Below are 15,936 nucleotides of genomic sequence, written 5' to 3'. Positions count from 1 at the left end.
CCGCTCCCCACCCATAAGGAAAAAGGAATTGTTGCACCTTTAAACCACCGCTCGCCCATTAGGAAAGGGATGATAAGGGCTTGGTATCACAATTCACCGCCGCTGCAGCTGCGCCTTAAACTTCACAATTGAACTTGTCAATAAAATACCTGAATGACGTATTTCTGTGCTTTCCTGTTTCTATGTTAAAGCACTTTAGAATTTCTTGCATGAAATCTATCCTGGAATCGAACTTTCTTGGGATTAAATTATTAAATTGTTCTTTAGTAACATTGTCTGTAGTATTTGAATAACGAATGCCAAGCTTTTTAGAAGACTTATCGTCTAATACGGCAAGGTACCAACTTTCTATCTCTCTTATTACAACTATTATCCTATCTTTGTCAACTTCCTTAAATTTATTTTGTATATATTGTTTTCTTGCTGTTACACATGGTGTACGGTCAATATCTGATACGTAGATATACTCCGCACTCATTGCTTTAATGCTTTCAAGAAATTTACTAACCTTCTCCTTTTTCTGTTGTGCATATTTCCATACCTTAACTAGATAGTATTTTCCCTCAAAGAGAGGAGTTATTATTTTCTCAAAGAATCTTTTATCATCGTCTCCTTCGACGAGAATAAACAACATTTTATAATCCATGTTTATGCCTCCAGGAGATTTTGTACATAGAGTTCTTCAATTCCTATCTCATTTTGCAAAAATATTTTTACCTCTTCTTTCTCAACAGGTCTGGAAATGGTAGAAAAACCTTCTTTATCTCGAGAGATAAGCAGAATGCTTTTTAAATCTGTATGCCTCACCATCTCCGGATTGTGGGTGGTAACAATAATTTGCTTCTTCTGTGATGCCTCTTTCAACATCTGCACAACGCCGGAAATAAGGGATGGGTGAATATTTCTCTCAGGTTCTTCAATTATAGTTAGTAATTTTTTTTCAAAATATAAGGCAATAATCAGGGCTGTAATATTTATTGTTCCGTCAGAAATCAATGGAGCAGGCAAGTATTGCTTTTGAGCATATACTTCCTCCAATTTAAAAAGTAAAGATTTGTCAGCAAATTTCTCTATATCCAGTTTATTTACAAAAGGCAAAAGGTCTCTTACTAAATTAGAGAGTTTCCTTTCCTTTTCCTTATCTTCCAAAATGTTTTTGAGAACGATGGCTAAATTCTCGCCGTTCTCTTCCAATTCCATCTTTCCGGTAATAGGTACTGCCTTTTTAGGTAGCTTAGGGTCAAAATCGTATATTGAAATACTCCCGAAAATTGCTTCCGATCGAGGAAATATAAAGGGGAATAAAGAAGATTCGATGAGAAGAGTTTTGGGTGACAGTTTTTCTTCTCTTAAGATTCGTGGAAATATATCATCCTTTGTTATCGGTAACTCAGCGGTTAACTTTAAGTCGACCTTAAGTTTCCCCTCAACGTTGGAAAAAAGGATCTCACCTTCCCCAAGTTCTTCTTTTTCCTGTAGCTTTCCCTTTTGCCTTTCTAATCTAACGAATTTACATTTCTGAGTTATTTTGTCCTCAACAATTTTAAATCCCAATCCTGTCTTATTAAAATTAATAGTGAACTTATAAATCGTTTGGTATGTTGTCATCCCTAGTGGTTCTTTTTCTTTCGTTCTGATGAGTCCTCTAAACTCTTGATCAGAAACGACTTCCAATGAAAAATCCTCGGACGAACCGATACTTATATTCCTGAGATATTCACTGCCCCCTTGCATAGAAATTGCATTATCCAACCCATGCTTTACTATATCCCTTAAGAACTCAAAGATCCGTATAAAATTAGATTTTCCAGAAGCATTAGCACCAATTAGAAGATTAAACTTTCCTAATTCTACTTCTAGATCTTTGAAACTCTTGAAATTTCTTACTCTTATTCTTTTGATGGCCATGGCTTAACCTCCTCTGCCTAATCATATTATATTATATCAGAATTTCTCTTATTTTTTTCAAACTTTATGGGGACGGGCAAAGCCTTCCCACCTGTTGGGTTAGGGACCCCGCAAGTCCCTTCCATAAAAGGGCAGGCAGCGGGGCGAAAGGGTAAAGATCCCACTTCCTTTTGAGCGGGGGAGTGGGGAGCGGGGGAAGGGCGCTAAAACTCATTATACAGAAGTTGTGTGTTAAGATAGCACACCTTCAAAAAGAAATGGTATAATTAAATTAACAAAGAAAACACTTCACTAATTCTATGGGCTGGCTGCGGGGTGAAAGGACAAAAACCCTTTTTCCTCACGGGTGCGGAGCTGGGTGAAAAGGTAAAAGAATCTTTTCCTCATGGGCGGGGAGGGGGGCAAAGGGGGCGCTATAAAGCTCATTACACTTGATTTAGAAGAAATAGGGGTGCCAAGTATGGACACATTAGAAGAGATAGCAAAAAGGGAAAGAGAAGAAGCTAGATTGGAAGGTATAAGAGAAGGTGAAAGAAAAGGAAAACTTGAAGAAAGAAAGGAATTAGTAATTAGAATACTAAGTAAAAGATTCGGGAACCAATTGACCGAAGAGTTAAAAAATGATATAAGAAAAGCGGTTGAAGAAAGAATAAACAACATAGAAGACAATTTATTAGAAATAACAATAGAAGAACTAAAAGATTTAGTAAAGTAGTTGTAGAAGGCTGATACTAATGCCAAGTATAAGGTTTATAATTCTGCTTTTAAAAAATATCACTCCTTTGTTGTAATTGTTTCGATGAGGAGTGATATGTTTTTGCCTCCTAACTTTGATTGTCGGAACAGAACATTTATTCATACCTGTTTTAGAATTCTTACGTTCTTGTAACTGTCAAACTCAGGAAATTTTTTGAATCTATTTTCGTCTATAAATTTTTTTAAAATAGAGTTTATTCATTTTTGTCTTTACTTTTCCTTTTGATCTTAAATGGCATCTTTCTATCGGCGTTGGTACTCTACTTTTCTTTTTGCCAAGTAATTGCCAAAATCGCCAAATACTCGCCAACTAATTGCCAAATTATTTGATAACATAGTGGCTATTCCTACCCTTCCCCTCAAATTTAAAAATTTTCTTGTTTACTAAATCCATTGAATCTTTTAAGTCATTAGTGGCTGTGGTTCTAAAACAACTGTTTAATCCTTGATATGTTTTTTTCATTTTCTATTAGTCAAATATTGGTCATTTATTAGTCAATTTAGTCAATTGGTAGGCAACTCCCTTGCCTGCTTTTCCAATCCTTGTAAATACCCCCTTCTTCACTATCTCTGCAAGATCAATAGTTGCCATTTGCCTAGATACATTAGTAATTTCCTGATATTCCCTATTCGTAATCCTTCCCTTTTCTTTTACATACTTTACCGCTTTTATTTGCCTTTCATTTAACCCCATTTTTCTTAAATTATCTTCTGTATAAATGTCTTTATAGAAATAAACTGCAAAACCGCCAAACTCCTCTTTAAATTCTGGTTCTGGTAATCCAGCTTTTTTACATTCATCAATAATTTTTATGGTTCCTCTACCCCAGGCCTCTATTAGTCCAGCTTTGAAAAATACATCTGCCAATAACTCATTTCTTGGATAAGATGAATGGTTTTTCTTCAATTCATCAACCTGGATTTCTTTTGGAAGTGTACCAACATTCCAGAGAATTATTTTATCAGGATAAATTTTTAACTGAGTATGTGGACCAATATAATCTCTATGTATAACTGAATTGATTATGGCTTCTCTCAATGCTTTTTCTGGATATTCAAGTTCTTCTTTACGATAAATTCCTTCAAATCTTATTTCAGAAATAAGATATTTTGTTCGCAACAACTCCATTGTTTTTTCTACCTGCTCAAAGAGATTCCCTTCAATATCATCAGAACTTATAATATCTGTATCCGTTAAGAATTTACCCACTTTTATGTAGGAACTTGTCCAGATTTTTTTTGGATTTTTACCGAATAATAAAAGGGCAGCCCTTGTTAATTTACCATTCTTAATCAAATTTAATTTCTCAAGTAACTTTATTGGCTCATTTTCATCTTTTACAAATGGAATTCTTTTTATCGCTATTTGTTTGAATTTTTCAATTGTTTCATTATTTATATCCTCAATAGAAGCGTTTTCCTCAGTATACTCTTCCCAGTGCTTGCCTGAATTGGATATCAGAAACCTGGTTAGGTCTTTGTCCTTAAGTTCCTGAATTGTGCTTCCACTTCTAACATAATATCTCCCATGATAAGAAATTGGTGCATAGGAATGCTCAACTTCTATGACAATTATTTCCTTACCGTTTTTCTTTTCTAAACGGACACTTGGTATAATGCCAAGGATATCTCTTAATTTATTGGGTAAATCCTCAAGTAATTTCTTAGAGTCTTCGACGCCGACAGGCTTACCATTATCATCAACTCCGATGAGCAACCTTCCGCCATTGGTATTTGCAAAGGCACAAATCGATTTTAGATATTCGTCCCGCCATGCGGACTTAAATTCGGTTGTATGAGATTCAACTGATTCTAAATCCATATTTCTTTTCTCTTTTTTCAAAAGCTATCTGACCTCCCTCCAGCACTTCACAAATATGTTGGCGGATACCTTTCCTGAATAATATAGCTTTTTGTTTAGCCTCTGGCAACTCAAAGGAGTTTTCTAAGGCTCCTGAAATGTACTCAAACTTGAACTTTTTATTATCTCGCCCTTTTTCTTGTCCTTCTTGATTTGCGACGATGACTTGTTCAGCGTCTGCCCCAACAACTAAATTAGGATTATGAGTAACTATAATTATTTGTCGTTTCTTTTTCTTATGTTTAATAAATGAAACCAGATCATCATATACCGATCTATTATCTAAATCGTCTTCCGGCTGGTCCAAAAGTATCGGCCATTCTTCCTTACTCAAATCAATAAGTAATCGCAAAAGCACAAGGCCTTTCTTGCCAGGAGACATTTTATCAAGTGAATCGTTTTTATATGAAATCTTAAAGTCCAAATCAAAATAATTCTCTAAAATCTTTACTGCGGCATCCTTTGCCGCTCTATTTCTCACCGTCTTTATTTTCTCATCTACAACAGCATTAAAAATTTCGCTGATAAAAGAGAGATGTTTATTCGGATCGAAGTGATACTCGTATTCGTCTTTCCATGATATACTGCTGATATTACGTTTTATATCCCTCTTGTTTAAAAAAGCATCGATAACTTCTTCATTGAACACCTTTTCATTAAATCCAACTGAAACATTTAAAGATATATCTTCAAACTTATTTTCGTACCTCTTAAATTCATTTCTTACCACATCGTAGATGTCAAAAATTTGCTGATAGGTTCCGATAAGAAACTTTTTCTCTTTTTCATAAAGATCCTTTTTTGACTCGAGCTTTTTCTTTTCAAGGTCTATTTTGTTTAGCTTGTTCTGCTCATCACTTATGGCCCTATTCTTCTTTTTCAACTCATCCTGTAATTTAACCTTTGCCATAAACGGAGTAAGCTCTTTTTTGATTTTTTCTAACTCTTCTCGATAGGCTACAATTCTTGAATTGGCAAAATTTATTACTTCATCAGTGACTGTTAAAAGATCTGTTTTCAATTGCCCAATTTTAGCAAATTCTTCTGTAAATTTTTTTTTGACTTCATCATTACCTAAATAAGATCTTTGTTCATAGCTTAATTTCTCTAAACTTTCTAACTGCTGCATTAGATTTTGTTGGAAAGACACGAGACTCTTTTTATCGTCAGATAAAACAGCAATGCTTGTGTTAGCTTCATTTTCTTTTTCAAGTAATGCTTCATAACCTTTGATTTCTTGATCAGATATTCCAGATTTACTTTTAATGTCGTCAGCTTCTTTTTTCAATTGGGCGATGTATGTTTTTATACCATTCACTTCTCCCAATTGCTTAATACTTTCTTCTGCCTCTTCAATTTCCTGTTTTATTTGATAAAGATTTGCAATACTGGTAAGTATGGATTTAGAAAATCCCTTAATTCTTGTAAGATTGCTTTCATAATTTTCTCGGACATCTTCATCCTGCAGAAGAACATCTCTGACGAACTTGTTTATAGTATCGCGACTTCCAGTGTTTTCCTCCGAAAGTCTGTTAAGGTAATTTTGTGGTATATACAAAATTTTTCTTTCGTCCGAACCATTGCTGCTTTCCGTGTTTTTAAGATACATGCTAGCACCATCTGCCCAAACAACTTCAAAATTAAAATCAGCTGATTTATCAAAATCATATTGGGAAGCTTCGGAAAGGTCAGCAAACCTAGTTTCTACTTCTTTCCTGTCAATCGTTTTAGCTATGTAGTAAAGGAACAATGACTTTCCTGTTGATTTTCCACCAATTATGGTTACCAAATTTTGGTTTATTTCAATAGCATCAGAGGAAAAATTGTCTTGTCCAGTATTATCAAGAAATCGTACCTTATCAATAAGATAGTATGACTTTTTGGAATCCGGTTTTTCGTAACCAAAAGCAACTCGATCAAATGGCTCAAAAATAATCTGTCTCAAACCCTCAAAGTTTGGATCGGCTTTTATCCAGCTAAAACCGTATCTTTCAAGGTCTTCCCCCTCATTGTTTGGTACTGGATATTTTTTCCCTAATTTATTCTTGCAATCCTCAAGAGTATGGCAATCAGAAGTAGAAACAACAGGTTTCGCCTTAGCTTTCAAGCTTTTATTTTCATATCTACTTTCGTCTAGATAATATTCCCTATTTTCCTCACAACCGAAAAATAAATCGCAAAAATCATCAAAAATATCGGATAATCCCTTTTTTATGTTTGAATTGGCAATTGCTCTATTACTACCCATACCACTGGCTACGCCAGCGATTAAGAATGGATGATCATTTCCAAAAGAATTTTTTAAAGATTTTTCAAGTTCTTCTTTCGTGATGCTAATTTTATCGTAACCTCCACAGTCTCCAATATCTTTATCAGTGCAATAAGCAACCGATCCGTTTGGCTTCTTATTCTTTAGTGGAAGATGGACAAGAAAATCTTTTATTTTGTTAATATCATAATTACTATCAAAAATTAATTGGCATTGTAATTGCTCTGAGTCTTTATTAACGCTGATATCTAGTCGAAGTTCCACGCAAGGAAAAAACTGCCTATTTTTCAGTTCTTCAATATTACTAATTTTATCTCGGAATTTTTCGTAACCTGCAACAGAAAAATAATCAGTAATACCAAAAACAGCTATATCAGAATTTTTGATGTATTCAATAAATTTTTCCCAAACATCAACCCCTTCTTTTGTGCTGTATTGGTTTGCATGTTTAGATCCTGGAACGTGAATTTGTAAATCCCATTTTCTCCATTCTGAACCTTTTGGAAAGTTGAAGTTACTCATATCCTTTCTATCCCCCAATCAATGGTTTAATAAGTTTGTATTCCAAGTTTTTATTAATTTCTTTTCCACCATCAAATTTCAATGCTACTCCAGCGACTTTTTATCCATTTATCAATATTCATTAGATCATATTAGGTATTCATGAAAAAATTGGTTAGATGATAATTCGATGTCTTTGAAATGCTGTTATAATAATAAATAAAACACACAAAAGTTTGAATATGGTAAAATTAAGCGAAGAAATAAAAGTTCTTATGAATAAATTATATAACATTCATTTAACAAAAAACAAATCAATTTCAAAGTCATAAATACAATCTAAACATCACCCTATTTCGATGACAATTAATTATGATCTAAATGATCTAACACGAGACAGCGCGCCTTCAAAAAGATTTGGTATAATTAAATTGAACAGAACAAACGATACAGTACAAAGCGAGGTCAAAGATGAGCGAATTAAACAATCCACACGATGCTTTCTTCAAAAGACATTTTGGTAACAAAAAAATAGCTCAAAATTTCTTAGAAAACTATCTACGTTTGCTGCTTTGTGCAAACTATGTTTTTAAATGATTTTGAATTTGAACTTGATTTCGGGGATCTTAAGGGGCTTGCCTTTTACTGGTTTATGTAAAAAAATCTTCTAAAACAAAATTAGGTTTTGGGGATCTTAAGGGGCTTGCCCCTTAATGTGTATGGATACATATACATTCTCTTTGAACACAAAAGCTACAATGATCCGCGTGTACTTCTACAACTTTTAAAATACATACTCAGAATATGGGAAGAAAAATACAACACTAAAACGAACAAATTACCTATAATAATACCACTAGTAATATACAATGGAGAAAACAAGTGGAACATAGAAACTAAACTAATAAATCTCATAGAAGGAATAGAAGAGCTACCGGAAATAATGAAACAATACATACCTACTTACCAATATGAGATATACGATTTCTCACCGGAAGAAAAATTAGGAATAGTAGGGTTAGCAAATTTAAAGGCGATATTACAAACGACAAGAGTGGCAAGAGTAAAAACAGGAAAAAAGTTTGACGAAGAATTAAGAAGGGCATTTGAATTTCTTGTTGGGATAAAAGACAAAAAGACGTTTAATGAATTATTTGAATCTTGTATGTTGTATTTAATGTATACAAGGGACGATATAAACATAGAAAAGGTAGAAGAAGTAGCGAAAAAAGTAATGGATGAAAGGGGTGAATTGATAATGACGATAGCAGAAAAGTTGAAGAATGAAGGAATGGAAAAAGGAAAAATTGAAGGAGAAAAAGAATTAATCATAGAAATTCTAAACCAAAGATTTGGAGAAGATTTTGATAAGAGATTAGAAAACAAGATCAGAAAAGCAAATGAAGAAACTATAAACCAAATAAAGAAAAATATTCTAAGTATTACATTAGAAGAACTAAAAGATCTAGTAAAGTAGTTGTAGAAGGGTAATTCTATACCAATCTCAAAAATTTGAGATATAATTTTTCTTTTAAAAAATATCACTCCTTTGTTGTGATTGTTTCAATGAGGAGTGATATTTTTTTATCTCCTAACTTTGATTGCCTTAACAGAACATTCATTCATGCCTGTTTTAGAATCCTTACGCCTTTGTAACTGTCAAATTTGCCTATTGGCTCTTTTTTGGCTCAATTGGCTCATTATTGGCTCTTTTTTGGCTCAATTGATAATATATTTGTCTTTTAGCTTCCCCCTGCATTATAACTATTCCTTTATCAACAAGATTGCGAAGATCCCTTGTCGCTGTTGGTTTTGATGTTTTAGTTAACTCTTGATATTCCTTATTAGTAATCTTTCCCTTTTCTTTTACATACCTTACCGCTTTTATTTGCCTTTCATTTAACCCAATTTTTCTTAAATTATCTTCTGTATAAATGTCTTTATAGAAATAAACTGCAAAACCGCCAAACTCCTCTTTAAATTCTGGTTCTGGTAATCCAGCTTTTTTACATTCATCAATAATTTTTATGGTTCCTCTACCCCAGGCCTCTATTAGTCCAGCTTTGAAAAATACATCTGCCAACAACTCATTTCGAAGTGCAACTTCTTTTAAACCAGGTGATAAGTTATTAAGTTCGATGGCATTAAATTAATAGAATAATTTATGCGATTCTCTTCCAAAAAGTGTCTTTTTAATTTTTTCAAAAATGCAAAAAAAGTAACACAAAAACAATATCATAACTTTGTTAAATTTTTATTAATTTCTTTAGATGTGGTAAAATTATTTTGAAAGGAGCTAAAAGTATGATGGAAATTAGATACACTCCAATTGGGATAGTTCATTCCCCATTCAAAGAAACAAAAGGTACACCTATACAACCAAACGCTGCCATAGGAACCCAAGCTACAGTAGAAATCTACCCTGAATACGAAGAAGGTTTACAAGACCTCGATGGTTTTTCTCACATTATTCTTCTATACCATTTTCATTTATCCAAATTTTCTGGCTTAAAAGTCAAACCGTATAGGGATGACAATTTACATGGTGTTTTTGCAACCAGAAGCCCAAGTAGGCCTAATCCTATTGGTTTATCGGTTGTTCGCTTAATAAAAGTAGAAAAGAATATACTAGAGATTCAAAATGTAGAAATAATCGATGGTACCCCTGTTTTGGATATAAAACCCTATGTACCAGAATTTACCACTAACGATGAGATTAAAATAGGATGGCTTGAGAAAAATGTCCACAAACTGCAAGAATCGAAAGACGACGGTAGATTCGGTTGAGGAGAAACTTTGGAGTTATAGTATCTATATATAAGTATATCCTTATGGGTGGGGAGCGAAATATTATATGAGGAGCTTTTTATGAAAACCATATCTATAAATCTGCCTGATTTTATTGATTTAAATGAAAAAGAAATCAAATTACTAATTGCTACAAAATTATATGAAGAAGCTAAGTTATCCTTAGGAGAAGCTGCACAACTAGCAGAACTTTCCGAAAGAGCTTTTATTGAAATATTAGGTCGTTTCGATATCTCTATATTTAATTACAACGCTGAAGAATTGAGAAATGATGTAAAAAATGCCTAATTACATATCTGACACAAGTTTTCTAATTGTTTTAGTGTGAAAAATAAGAGGTATAATTTGGAATGAATGTATTTTTATTTAAGATCTAAAGCGATTTTCAAAAACATATAATACAATTTAAAAAGTTCAATAAACTATCGAGGGGGGAAATAATGAAAGACATCAACAGAACGGGGAATATTCACGAAGACGAAACCGCCAAATATCATGAACTCAACTTTCCAAAGATAATCTCAGTAAAACCAACAGAACTACCAGTAATAAACGTATCAGACAGAAACATGGATTTTGTATTCGAACTAGAGGACAACTCACTGTTACACTTAGAATTTCAAACCACGTGGAAGAAAGCAGACTTACTAAGATTTGCACAATACGACATAGCGTTATACCAAAAAGAAAGAAAAAAGATAAACACGGTGGTAATGTACTCAGGGAAATACGAAAGTGCAGAAAATGAATTGGACATGGGTTCTATTAAATACAAAGTACAACAAATATTCATGATAAAGTACGATGGAACAAAAAGGTATGAAGAAATAAAAGAAAAGATAGAAAAAAAAGAACCACTAACGGATAAAGATTCAATGGATTTAGTATTCTTACCCTTGATGAGAAACGAAAAAAGTGAAGAAGAAGTGACAAAAGATGCCTTTGAGTTAGCAATCAAGATACCAGATGAAAACCAAAAAGAAGCGGTAATAGGATCGTTATTAGGGTTCTCAGACAATTATGTAAGGGGAGAGTACCTAAACGAACTGAAAGAGGTGATACGAATGACAAAGATCGGAACTTCATTATTTGAAGAAGGCGTTGAAGAAGGAGAAAAAGAATTGACAATTAAAATATTAAACAAAAGATTTGGTAGACGATTAACCAAAGAGTTAAAAGCTAAGATAAGAGAAGCAGACAAAAAGACAATAGATTACATAGGAGATAACTTGTTAGAGATAACCATAGAAGAACTAAAAGAGTTATTGAAGTAATTATAGTAAGTAGATTTTTGAGTATTTTTAAGTGAATTGTGATAGATATCACTCCTCTTTTATGAGAAGTGATATCTATTTTAATAATTTTATTTGCACCTCTTTGCCCTCGGACCGAGAATCAGATGAAGTTTCTTTTAAAGTAAGAGCATATAGTTTGGAAAATTTCAAGATTATTCCTCAAGTTTTTTAGCAAATTTAAATTTCCACCGTTATTGTATACTGCATAGTTTCTTCTTCATAAGGTATCTCTTCTCCGTGTTCTTGCAAGCTTTCTAAGTATAATTGAATAGCTTCTTTTGCCATTTTTATTGCTTCTTCTATTGTATCTCCGTGTGTGACACAGCCTGGAAGAAGAGGGACTATAACAGTATATCCTCCTTCAGCTTCTTTCTTGAGTAATATTCTATAACTTAGAATTTTCATAATGTCGCCTCATTTTCGGTCATGTTGATAATAAATTATACCATTATGTATATCTTTTGAAAAAAAGAAGTTCCATCCAAAAAAGTTAAAACTTTTGTTTTCATTCCTCATTTGCCATGAGGCTGTTTCTTTGATCCTCTTTCTCAAAAAGCTCAAGATGTTACTCTTTGTTTTTTCACTCAAGTTATGATAATGAACTAAAAAACCACTTCGCATCTATTATATGGTAAAATATACTGTAAGTATAAGTATAATAACGACAAAAAACGACAAGTTATAAAAATTAATTGATTTTTAATAATAAAATGATATAATGGGGTGTAGAGAATGGGAGAAGGAGAAGAAGACTTGCAAGAATTATCCTCAAAACAGCTAAAAAAGGAAATAATAAAAGCTCTTGAAAATCAACCCTTCCCAATCTTCAAACGCTCATTGAAAAAAATAAACAATAGGAACCTTCTATTAAAAATATTGCAATCAGTCTTGGAAATAAATTATGAGTACACAATAGGTGAAATGAAAACAGGAAATTTAAGAGGAATCAGGACGTACAAATTCATACATGATAGAGTATCTTACCGGTTATCGTATTACGTATTAAATGATGGTAAAATAATAATAACTTATATAGATATAATGAAAAGGGAAGATAGTTATGACAATTTAATAAAATACTTTCAATCAGAAAAATCAGTGCTAAAAAAAATAAATGAAAAAGGGATATAAGGAGGGAAAATAATGCTCGAAATACATGAATTATTAAACATTTTCTCTGATTTGAAACCTAAAAATAAAGAAGTTTTGTACAATTTTCTGGTAAATCCTAAAACATATGAAAATAAAGAAGAAATTGAAGATTTTATACAGATATTAAAAGAAATGAAAGATGATCTGTTGTATTATGATGAAGAATTTGACGACATTGAAGAAAAAGAACAAAAATTATATTTCACACAAAAAGATTTAGCAACAATGACAGGACAATCAATAAGAAATATCCAAAGAATTATCAAAGAAAACAATATAAACCCAATTAATCCTGGAAGAAAACCATTATATTATGATCTAAAAGAATTCAATAACTATTATTTTATACAAAAAAAACTAACACCCTCTTTAAAAAATCAAGAAATCAATATAATAAGAGTATTTGGAGATAAAAAAGAAGTGAAAAGAGAAATAGCTATGCAACCATATTTATACCAATTTTTAGAATCGATGCCACAGAGGAATCAAAATATAACCTTATCATTGCCTGACAAAGGAAGTGAAAAAAATGAAAATGAGCAATATTCAAATGCGGTATGACATAATTAAAAAATTAAATTATGAATTAAAAGACGAAAGTCTAAACAACAAAAAACTGACACCAAAGATAGACATTTCCGTTACACAAAATTTTCAACCAAAAGAAAAAGAATACTTTGGAACAATAGGATTAAAAATTAAATTTCATTTGAAAGAATCAAAAAAAATAGTATTAAAATTAGAGCTTGAAACAGAAGCAGGATTTTATGGCAACCCAAAAATAAAGGAAAACGAATTCAAAGAACTAGTAATAAAATCTGGAATAATGAGCTTATTGCAGATATCAAGAGCAAAAATAATATCAATATCCGCAAATTTTGGCTTTCTTCCACCAATATATCTTCCAATGTTGAACATTAACGAACTCGTAGAAAAAGAATTAGAAAAAGCTAAAATAACCGCCAAATAAGAGCTGTTGAAAAACAGCTTTTTTTAAAAAATTTTCAAAAATAAGATTCCGATTTTAAATTGGTTAAAGGGCCCATAAAATATATAAAGAATTACTAAAAAATTGCACTATTTTTGACTACCCCATCGTCTATGTTCAAACCAAAATTCTTCGACTTTATTATTTTTATCAAATCCCTTAAACTATGGTTTAATTTCAAAAACATCGAATTATGATCTAATGCTTTTTTATAGATTTCTAAAAACATATGGTATAATTAAATTAGTAAAGAAAAGAATTTACTCCTCTTACGGGCGGACTGCGGGGCGAAGGGGCGCTAAAAGCAACAAAAAATAAACCAAAAAGGAGAAGCTTATGTCTAATCCAATAAAAGATTCCATATTCAAAGAATTATTTGAAGACAGAACCGTATTCTATGATTTCCTAAAAGCCTTTCTACCAAAAGAGATAACAAAACAAATAAAAGAGACAGATTTAAAACGTGAACAAACTGAACTAATAGGCAAAGACTTCTCCATAAAAAGATCAGACATACTATACAAAATAGAAAAAGGAAACGCCCCGAAAGGGGTTCAAGGAAACGGGCAAGATGTATACATATACCTATTGTTAGAGCATCAAAGTAAAGTTGACCAACTTATGGCATTCAGGATGTTGGCGTACAAGGTAAGAATATGGGAACAATATGTGAAAAGTCACAAAAAAGAATCAGAGCAAAAAGGATTCAAACTACCAGTCATAATAGGGATGGTCTTTTACGATGGAAAAGCGAAATGGACATCACCAATGGATGTAAAAGACAAGATAACAGAGATAAAAAACATGGAAGAGTACTTAATAAAAGCAAATTATGAACTAATAAATTTAAGCAGTATAAAAGAAGAAACGATAATAAACATGAAGAAGGCACTAGGGGTAATCTTATTAACGGACAAACCAAACGTAAGGATAAAAAACGCAGAAGAGTTGTTAAAGATTATAAATGAAGAGATAATATCGAAATTGCCGGAAGAAGAAAAAGATAAGTTTGATAAACACAGAAACGCATTCATAGAACTGTTCGGAAAAAGGACAGATTACAAAGAGATAGAAGAAAGGTACAAAGAACTGCAAAAAATGGAGGTGCCAAAAATGTTTAACACATTAGAAGAGATAGCAAAAAGAGACAGAGAAAAAGCTAAATTGGAAGGTGTAAAAGAAGGTGAAAGAAAAGGAAAACTTGAAGAAAGAAAAGAATTAATCATAGAAATTCTAAACCAAAGGTTTGGAGAAGATTTTGATAAAAGATTGAAAGAAAAGATCAGAAATGCAAACGAAGAAATTATAAACCAGATAAAGAAGAACATTCTAAATATTACACTAGAAGAGCTAAAAGGGTTATTGAAATAGTTGTAGAAGGGTAATTCTATACCAATCTCAAAAATTTGAGATATAATTTTTCTTTTAAAAAATATCACTCCTTTGTTGTGATTGTTTCAATGAGGAGTGATATTTTTTTGCCTTCTGACATTAGCTGTTACGGCAAAATATATGGCTCTCTTCCAAAAAGTGTCTGTTTAATTTTTTCAAGAATGCAAAAAAAATAACACAAGCACAATATCATAACTTTATTAAACTTTTTTTAATTTCTTTAGATGTGGTAAAATTATTTTGAAAGGAGCTAAAAGTATGATGGAAATTAGATACACTCCAATTGGGATAGTTCATTCCCCATTCAAAGAAACAAAAGGTACACCTATACAACCAAACGCTGCCATAGGAACCCAAGCTACAGTAGAAATCTACCCTGAATACGAAGAAGGTTTACAAGACCTCGATGGTTTTTCTCATATTATTTTATTATACCATTTTCATTTATCCAAATTTTCTGGCTTAAAAGTCAAACCGTATATGGATAACAGTTTACATGGTGTTTTTGCAACCAGAAGCCCAAGTAGGCCTAATCCTATTGGTTTATCGGTTGTTCGCTTAATAAAAGTAGAAAAGAATATACTAGAGATTCAAAATGTAGAAATAATTGATGGTACCCCTGTTTTGGATATAAAACCCTACGTACCAGAATTCACCACTAATGATGGGATAAAAATAGGGTGGCTTGAGAAAAATGTTCACAAACTGCAACAATCAAAAGACGACGGTAGATTCAGTTAAGGAGAGTTTTTGAGTTATAATATCTATGTATAAATGTATCCTTATGGGTGGGGAGTGAAATATTATATTTGGAATGTATTTACGTCTATGATCTAATGCGTTTTATTCAACTACATATTATGTTATAATATTTTTAAACAATTATTCTTTATATAGATTGATTCTTCAAGAATCTTTTGAATTAACTACAACGTAGTGTAAGAGATTCTGATGCTTTATGACTAAGTAAAAAAGTAAATAAGATACCCACTTCAGAAATAGGTCA

General features: G+C 32.1%; 17 protein-coding genes. 11 read left to right on the top strand and 6 right to left on the bottom strand.

Features of this window, described 5'->3' with window-relative positions; genetic code table 11:
- Positions 1 to 115: 115 nt before the first annotated feature.
- Complete coding sequence (locus X928_RS10155) at positions 116 to 646, bottom strand: hypothetical protein (protein ID WP_211286438.1); 531 nt, start codon at positions 644 to 646, stop codon at positions 116 to 118.
- Between the two features lie 2 nt (positions 647 to 648).
- Positions 649 to 1,908, bottom strand: a complete 1,260-nt coding sequence (locus X928_RS04015; protein ID WP_103078604.1) for an AAA family ATPase — start codon at positions 1,906 to 1,908, stop codon at positions 649 to 651.
- A 460-nt stretch (positions 1,909 to 2,368) separates the two neighbouring features.
- Here X928_RS04015 and X928_RS04010 point away from each other — a divergent pair, with 460 nt between their 5' ends.
- A complete protein-coding gene (locus tag X928_RS04010; RefSeq protein WP_103898936.1) occupies positions 2,369 to 2,623 on the top strand; it encodes an RpnC/YadD family protein in 255 nt (84 codons plus the stop codon).
- A gap of 525 nt (positions 2,624 to 3,148) precedes the next feature.
- Here X928_RS04010 and X928_RS04005 read toward each other — a convergent pair.
- Together X928_RS04005 and X928_RS04000 are read right to left on the bottom strand one after the other, a co-directional pair.
- The gene (locus X928_RS04005; RefSeq protein WP_245857170.1) at positions 3,149 to 4,507 is read right to left on the bottom strand and encodes an ATP-binding protein; all 1,359 of its coding nucleotides are present in this window, start codon (positions 4,505 to 4,507) and stop codon (positions 3,149 to 3,151) included.
- Complete coding sequence (locus X928_RS04000) at positions 4,467 to 7,316, bottom strand: TrlF family AAA-like ATPase (RefSeq protein WP_103078602.1); 2,850 nt, start codon at positions 7,314 to 7,316, stop codon at positions 4,467 to 4,469. The genes X928_RS04005 and X928_RS04000 overlap by 41 nt, the downstream gene beginning before the upstream one ends.
- Before the next feature lie 450 nt (positions 7,317 to 7,766).
- Here X928_RS04000 and X928_RS09985 point away from each other — a divergent pair, with 450 nt between their 5' ends.
- The gene (locus X928_RS09985) at positions 7,767 to 7,892 is read left to right on the top strand and encodes an Rpn family recombination-promoting nuclease/putative transposase (protein ID WP_146026628.1); all 126 of its coding nucleotides are present in this window, start codon (positions 7,767 to 7,769) and stop codon (positions 7,890 to 7,892) included.
- Between the two features lie 118 nt (positions 7,893 to 8,010).
- Positions 8,011 to 8,772 carry an Rpn family recombination-promoting nuclease/putative transposase gene (locus tag X928_RS03995; RefSeq protein ID WP_245857169.1) on the top strand — a complete coding sequence of 254 codons (762 nt, stop codon included), beginning with the start codon at positions 8,011 to 8,013 and terminating at the stop codon, positions 8,770 to 8,772.
- A 192-nt stretch (positions 8,773 to 8,964) separates the two neighbouring features.
- Here X928_RS03995 and X928_RS03990 read toward each other — a convergent pair whose 3' ends face one another.
- Entirely contained in the window at positions 8,965 to 9,435 is a 471-nt protein-coding gene (locus tag X928_RS03990) for an ATP-binding protein (protein WP_281255719.1), read from the bottom strand.
- A gap of 164 nt (positions 9,436 to 9,599) precedes the next feature.
- Here X928_RS03990 and tsaA (X928_RS03985) point away from each other — a divergent pair, with 164 nt between their 5' ends.
- The 3 genes from tsaA (X928_RS03985) to X928_RS10235 all read left to right on the top strand — a co-directional run bounded on the left by tsaA (X928_RS03985) (position 9,600) and on the right by X928_RS10235 (position 11,377).
- Positions 9,600 to 10,082, top strand: coding sequence for a tRNA (N6-threonylcarbamoyladenosine(37)-N6)-methyltransferase TrmO (tsaA, locus tag X928_RS03985; RefSeq protein WP_103078601.1), 483 nt, complete (start codon positions 9,600 to 9,602; stop codon positions 10,080 to 10,082).
- 81 nt (positions 10,083 to 10,163) lie between these two features.
- Entirely contained in the window at positions 10,164 to 10,391 is a 228-nt protein-coding gene (locus X928_RS03980) for a UPF0175 family protein (RefSeq protein WP_169926299.1), read from the top strand.
- Between the two features lie 152 nt (positions 10,392 to 10,543).
- Positions 10,544 to 11,377, top strand: coding sequence for a hypothetical protein (locus tag X928_RS10235; protein WP_103078599.1), 834 nt, complete (start codon positions 10,544 to 10,546; stop codon positions 11,375 to 11,377).
- A gap of 198 nt (positions 11,378 to 11,575) precedes the next feature.
- Here the strand turns inward: X928_RS10235 and X928_RS03970 are convergent, their stop codons facing one another.
- The gene (locus X928_RS03970; protein WP_103078598.1) at positions 11,576 to 11,803 is read right to left on the bottom strand and encodes a type II toxin-antitoxin system HicB family antitoxin; all 228 of its coding nucleotides are present in this window, start codon (positions 11,801 to 11,803) and stop codon (positions 11,576 to 11,578) included.
- A gap of 327 nt (positions 11,804 to 12,130) precedes the next feature.
- On the opposite strand from X928_RS03970, the gene X928_RS03965 reads away from it, so the two are divergent.
- The 5 genes from X928_RS03965 to tsaA (X928_RS03945) all read left to right on the top strand — a co-directional run bounded on the left by X928_RS03965 (position 12,131) and on the right by tsaA (X928_RS03945) (position 15,671).
- Positions 12,131 to 12,529, top strand: a complete 399-nt coding sequence (locus tag X928_RS03965; protein ID WP_103078597.1) for a type II toxin-antitoxin system RelE/ParE family toxin — start codon at positions 12,131 to 12,133, stop codon at positions 12,527 to 12,529.
- A gap of 12 nt (positions 12,530 to 12,541) precedes the next feature.
- On the top strand, positions 12,542 to 13,111 hold the full coding sequence (locus X928_RS03960) for a hypothetical protein (RefSeq protein ID WP_103078596.1): 570 nt from the start codon (positions 12,542 to 12,544) through the stop codon (positions 13,109 to 13,111).
- The gene (locus tag X928_RS03955; protein WP_103078595.1) at positions 13,080 to 13,520 is read left to right on the top strand and encodes a protein-export chaperone SecB; all 441 of its coding nucleotides are present in this window, start codon (positions 13,080 to 13,082) and stop codon (positions 13,518 to 13,520) included. Before X928_RS03960 ends, X928_RS03955 begins: the two co-directional genes overlap by 32 nt.
- Before the next feature lie 354 nt (positions 13,521 to 13,874).
- A complete protein-coding gene (locus tag X928_RS03950; protein WP_103078594.1) occupies positions 13,875 to 14,909 on the top strand; it encodes an Rpn family recombination-promoting nuclease/putative transposase in 1,035 nt (344 codons plus the stop codon).
- Between the two features lie 279 nt (positions 14,910 to 15,188).
- Positions 15,189 to 15,671 carry a tRNA (N6-threonylcarbamoyladenosine(37)-N6)-methyltransferase TrmO gene (tsaA, locus tag X928_RS03945; protein WP_103078593.1) on the top strand — a complete coding sequence of 161 codons (483 nt, stop codon included), beginning with the start codon at positions 15,189 to 15,191 and terminating at the stop codon, positions 15,669 to 15,671.
- Positions 15,672 to 15,936 lie beyond the last annotated feature (265 nt).

The sequence above is a fragment of the Petrotoga miotherma DSM 10691 genome, assembly GCF_002895605.1.
Taxonomy (GTDB): domain Bacteria; phylum Thermotogota; class Thermotogae; order Petrotogales; family Petrotogaceae; genus Petrotoga; species Petrotoga miotherma.
This window is presented reverse-complemented; position numbering and strand designations above follow the sequence as displayed.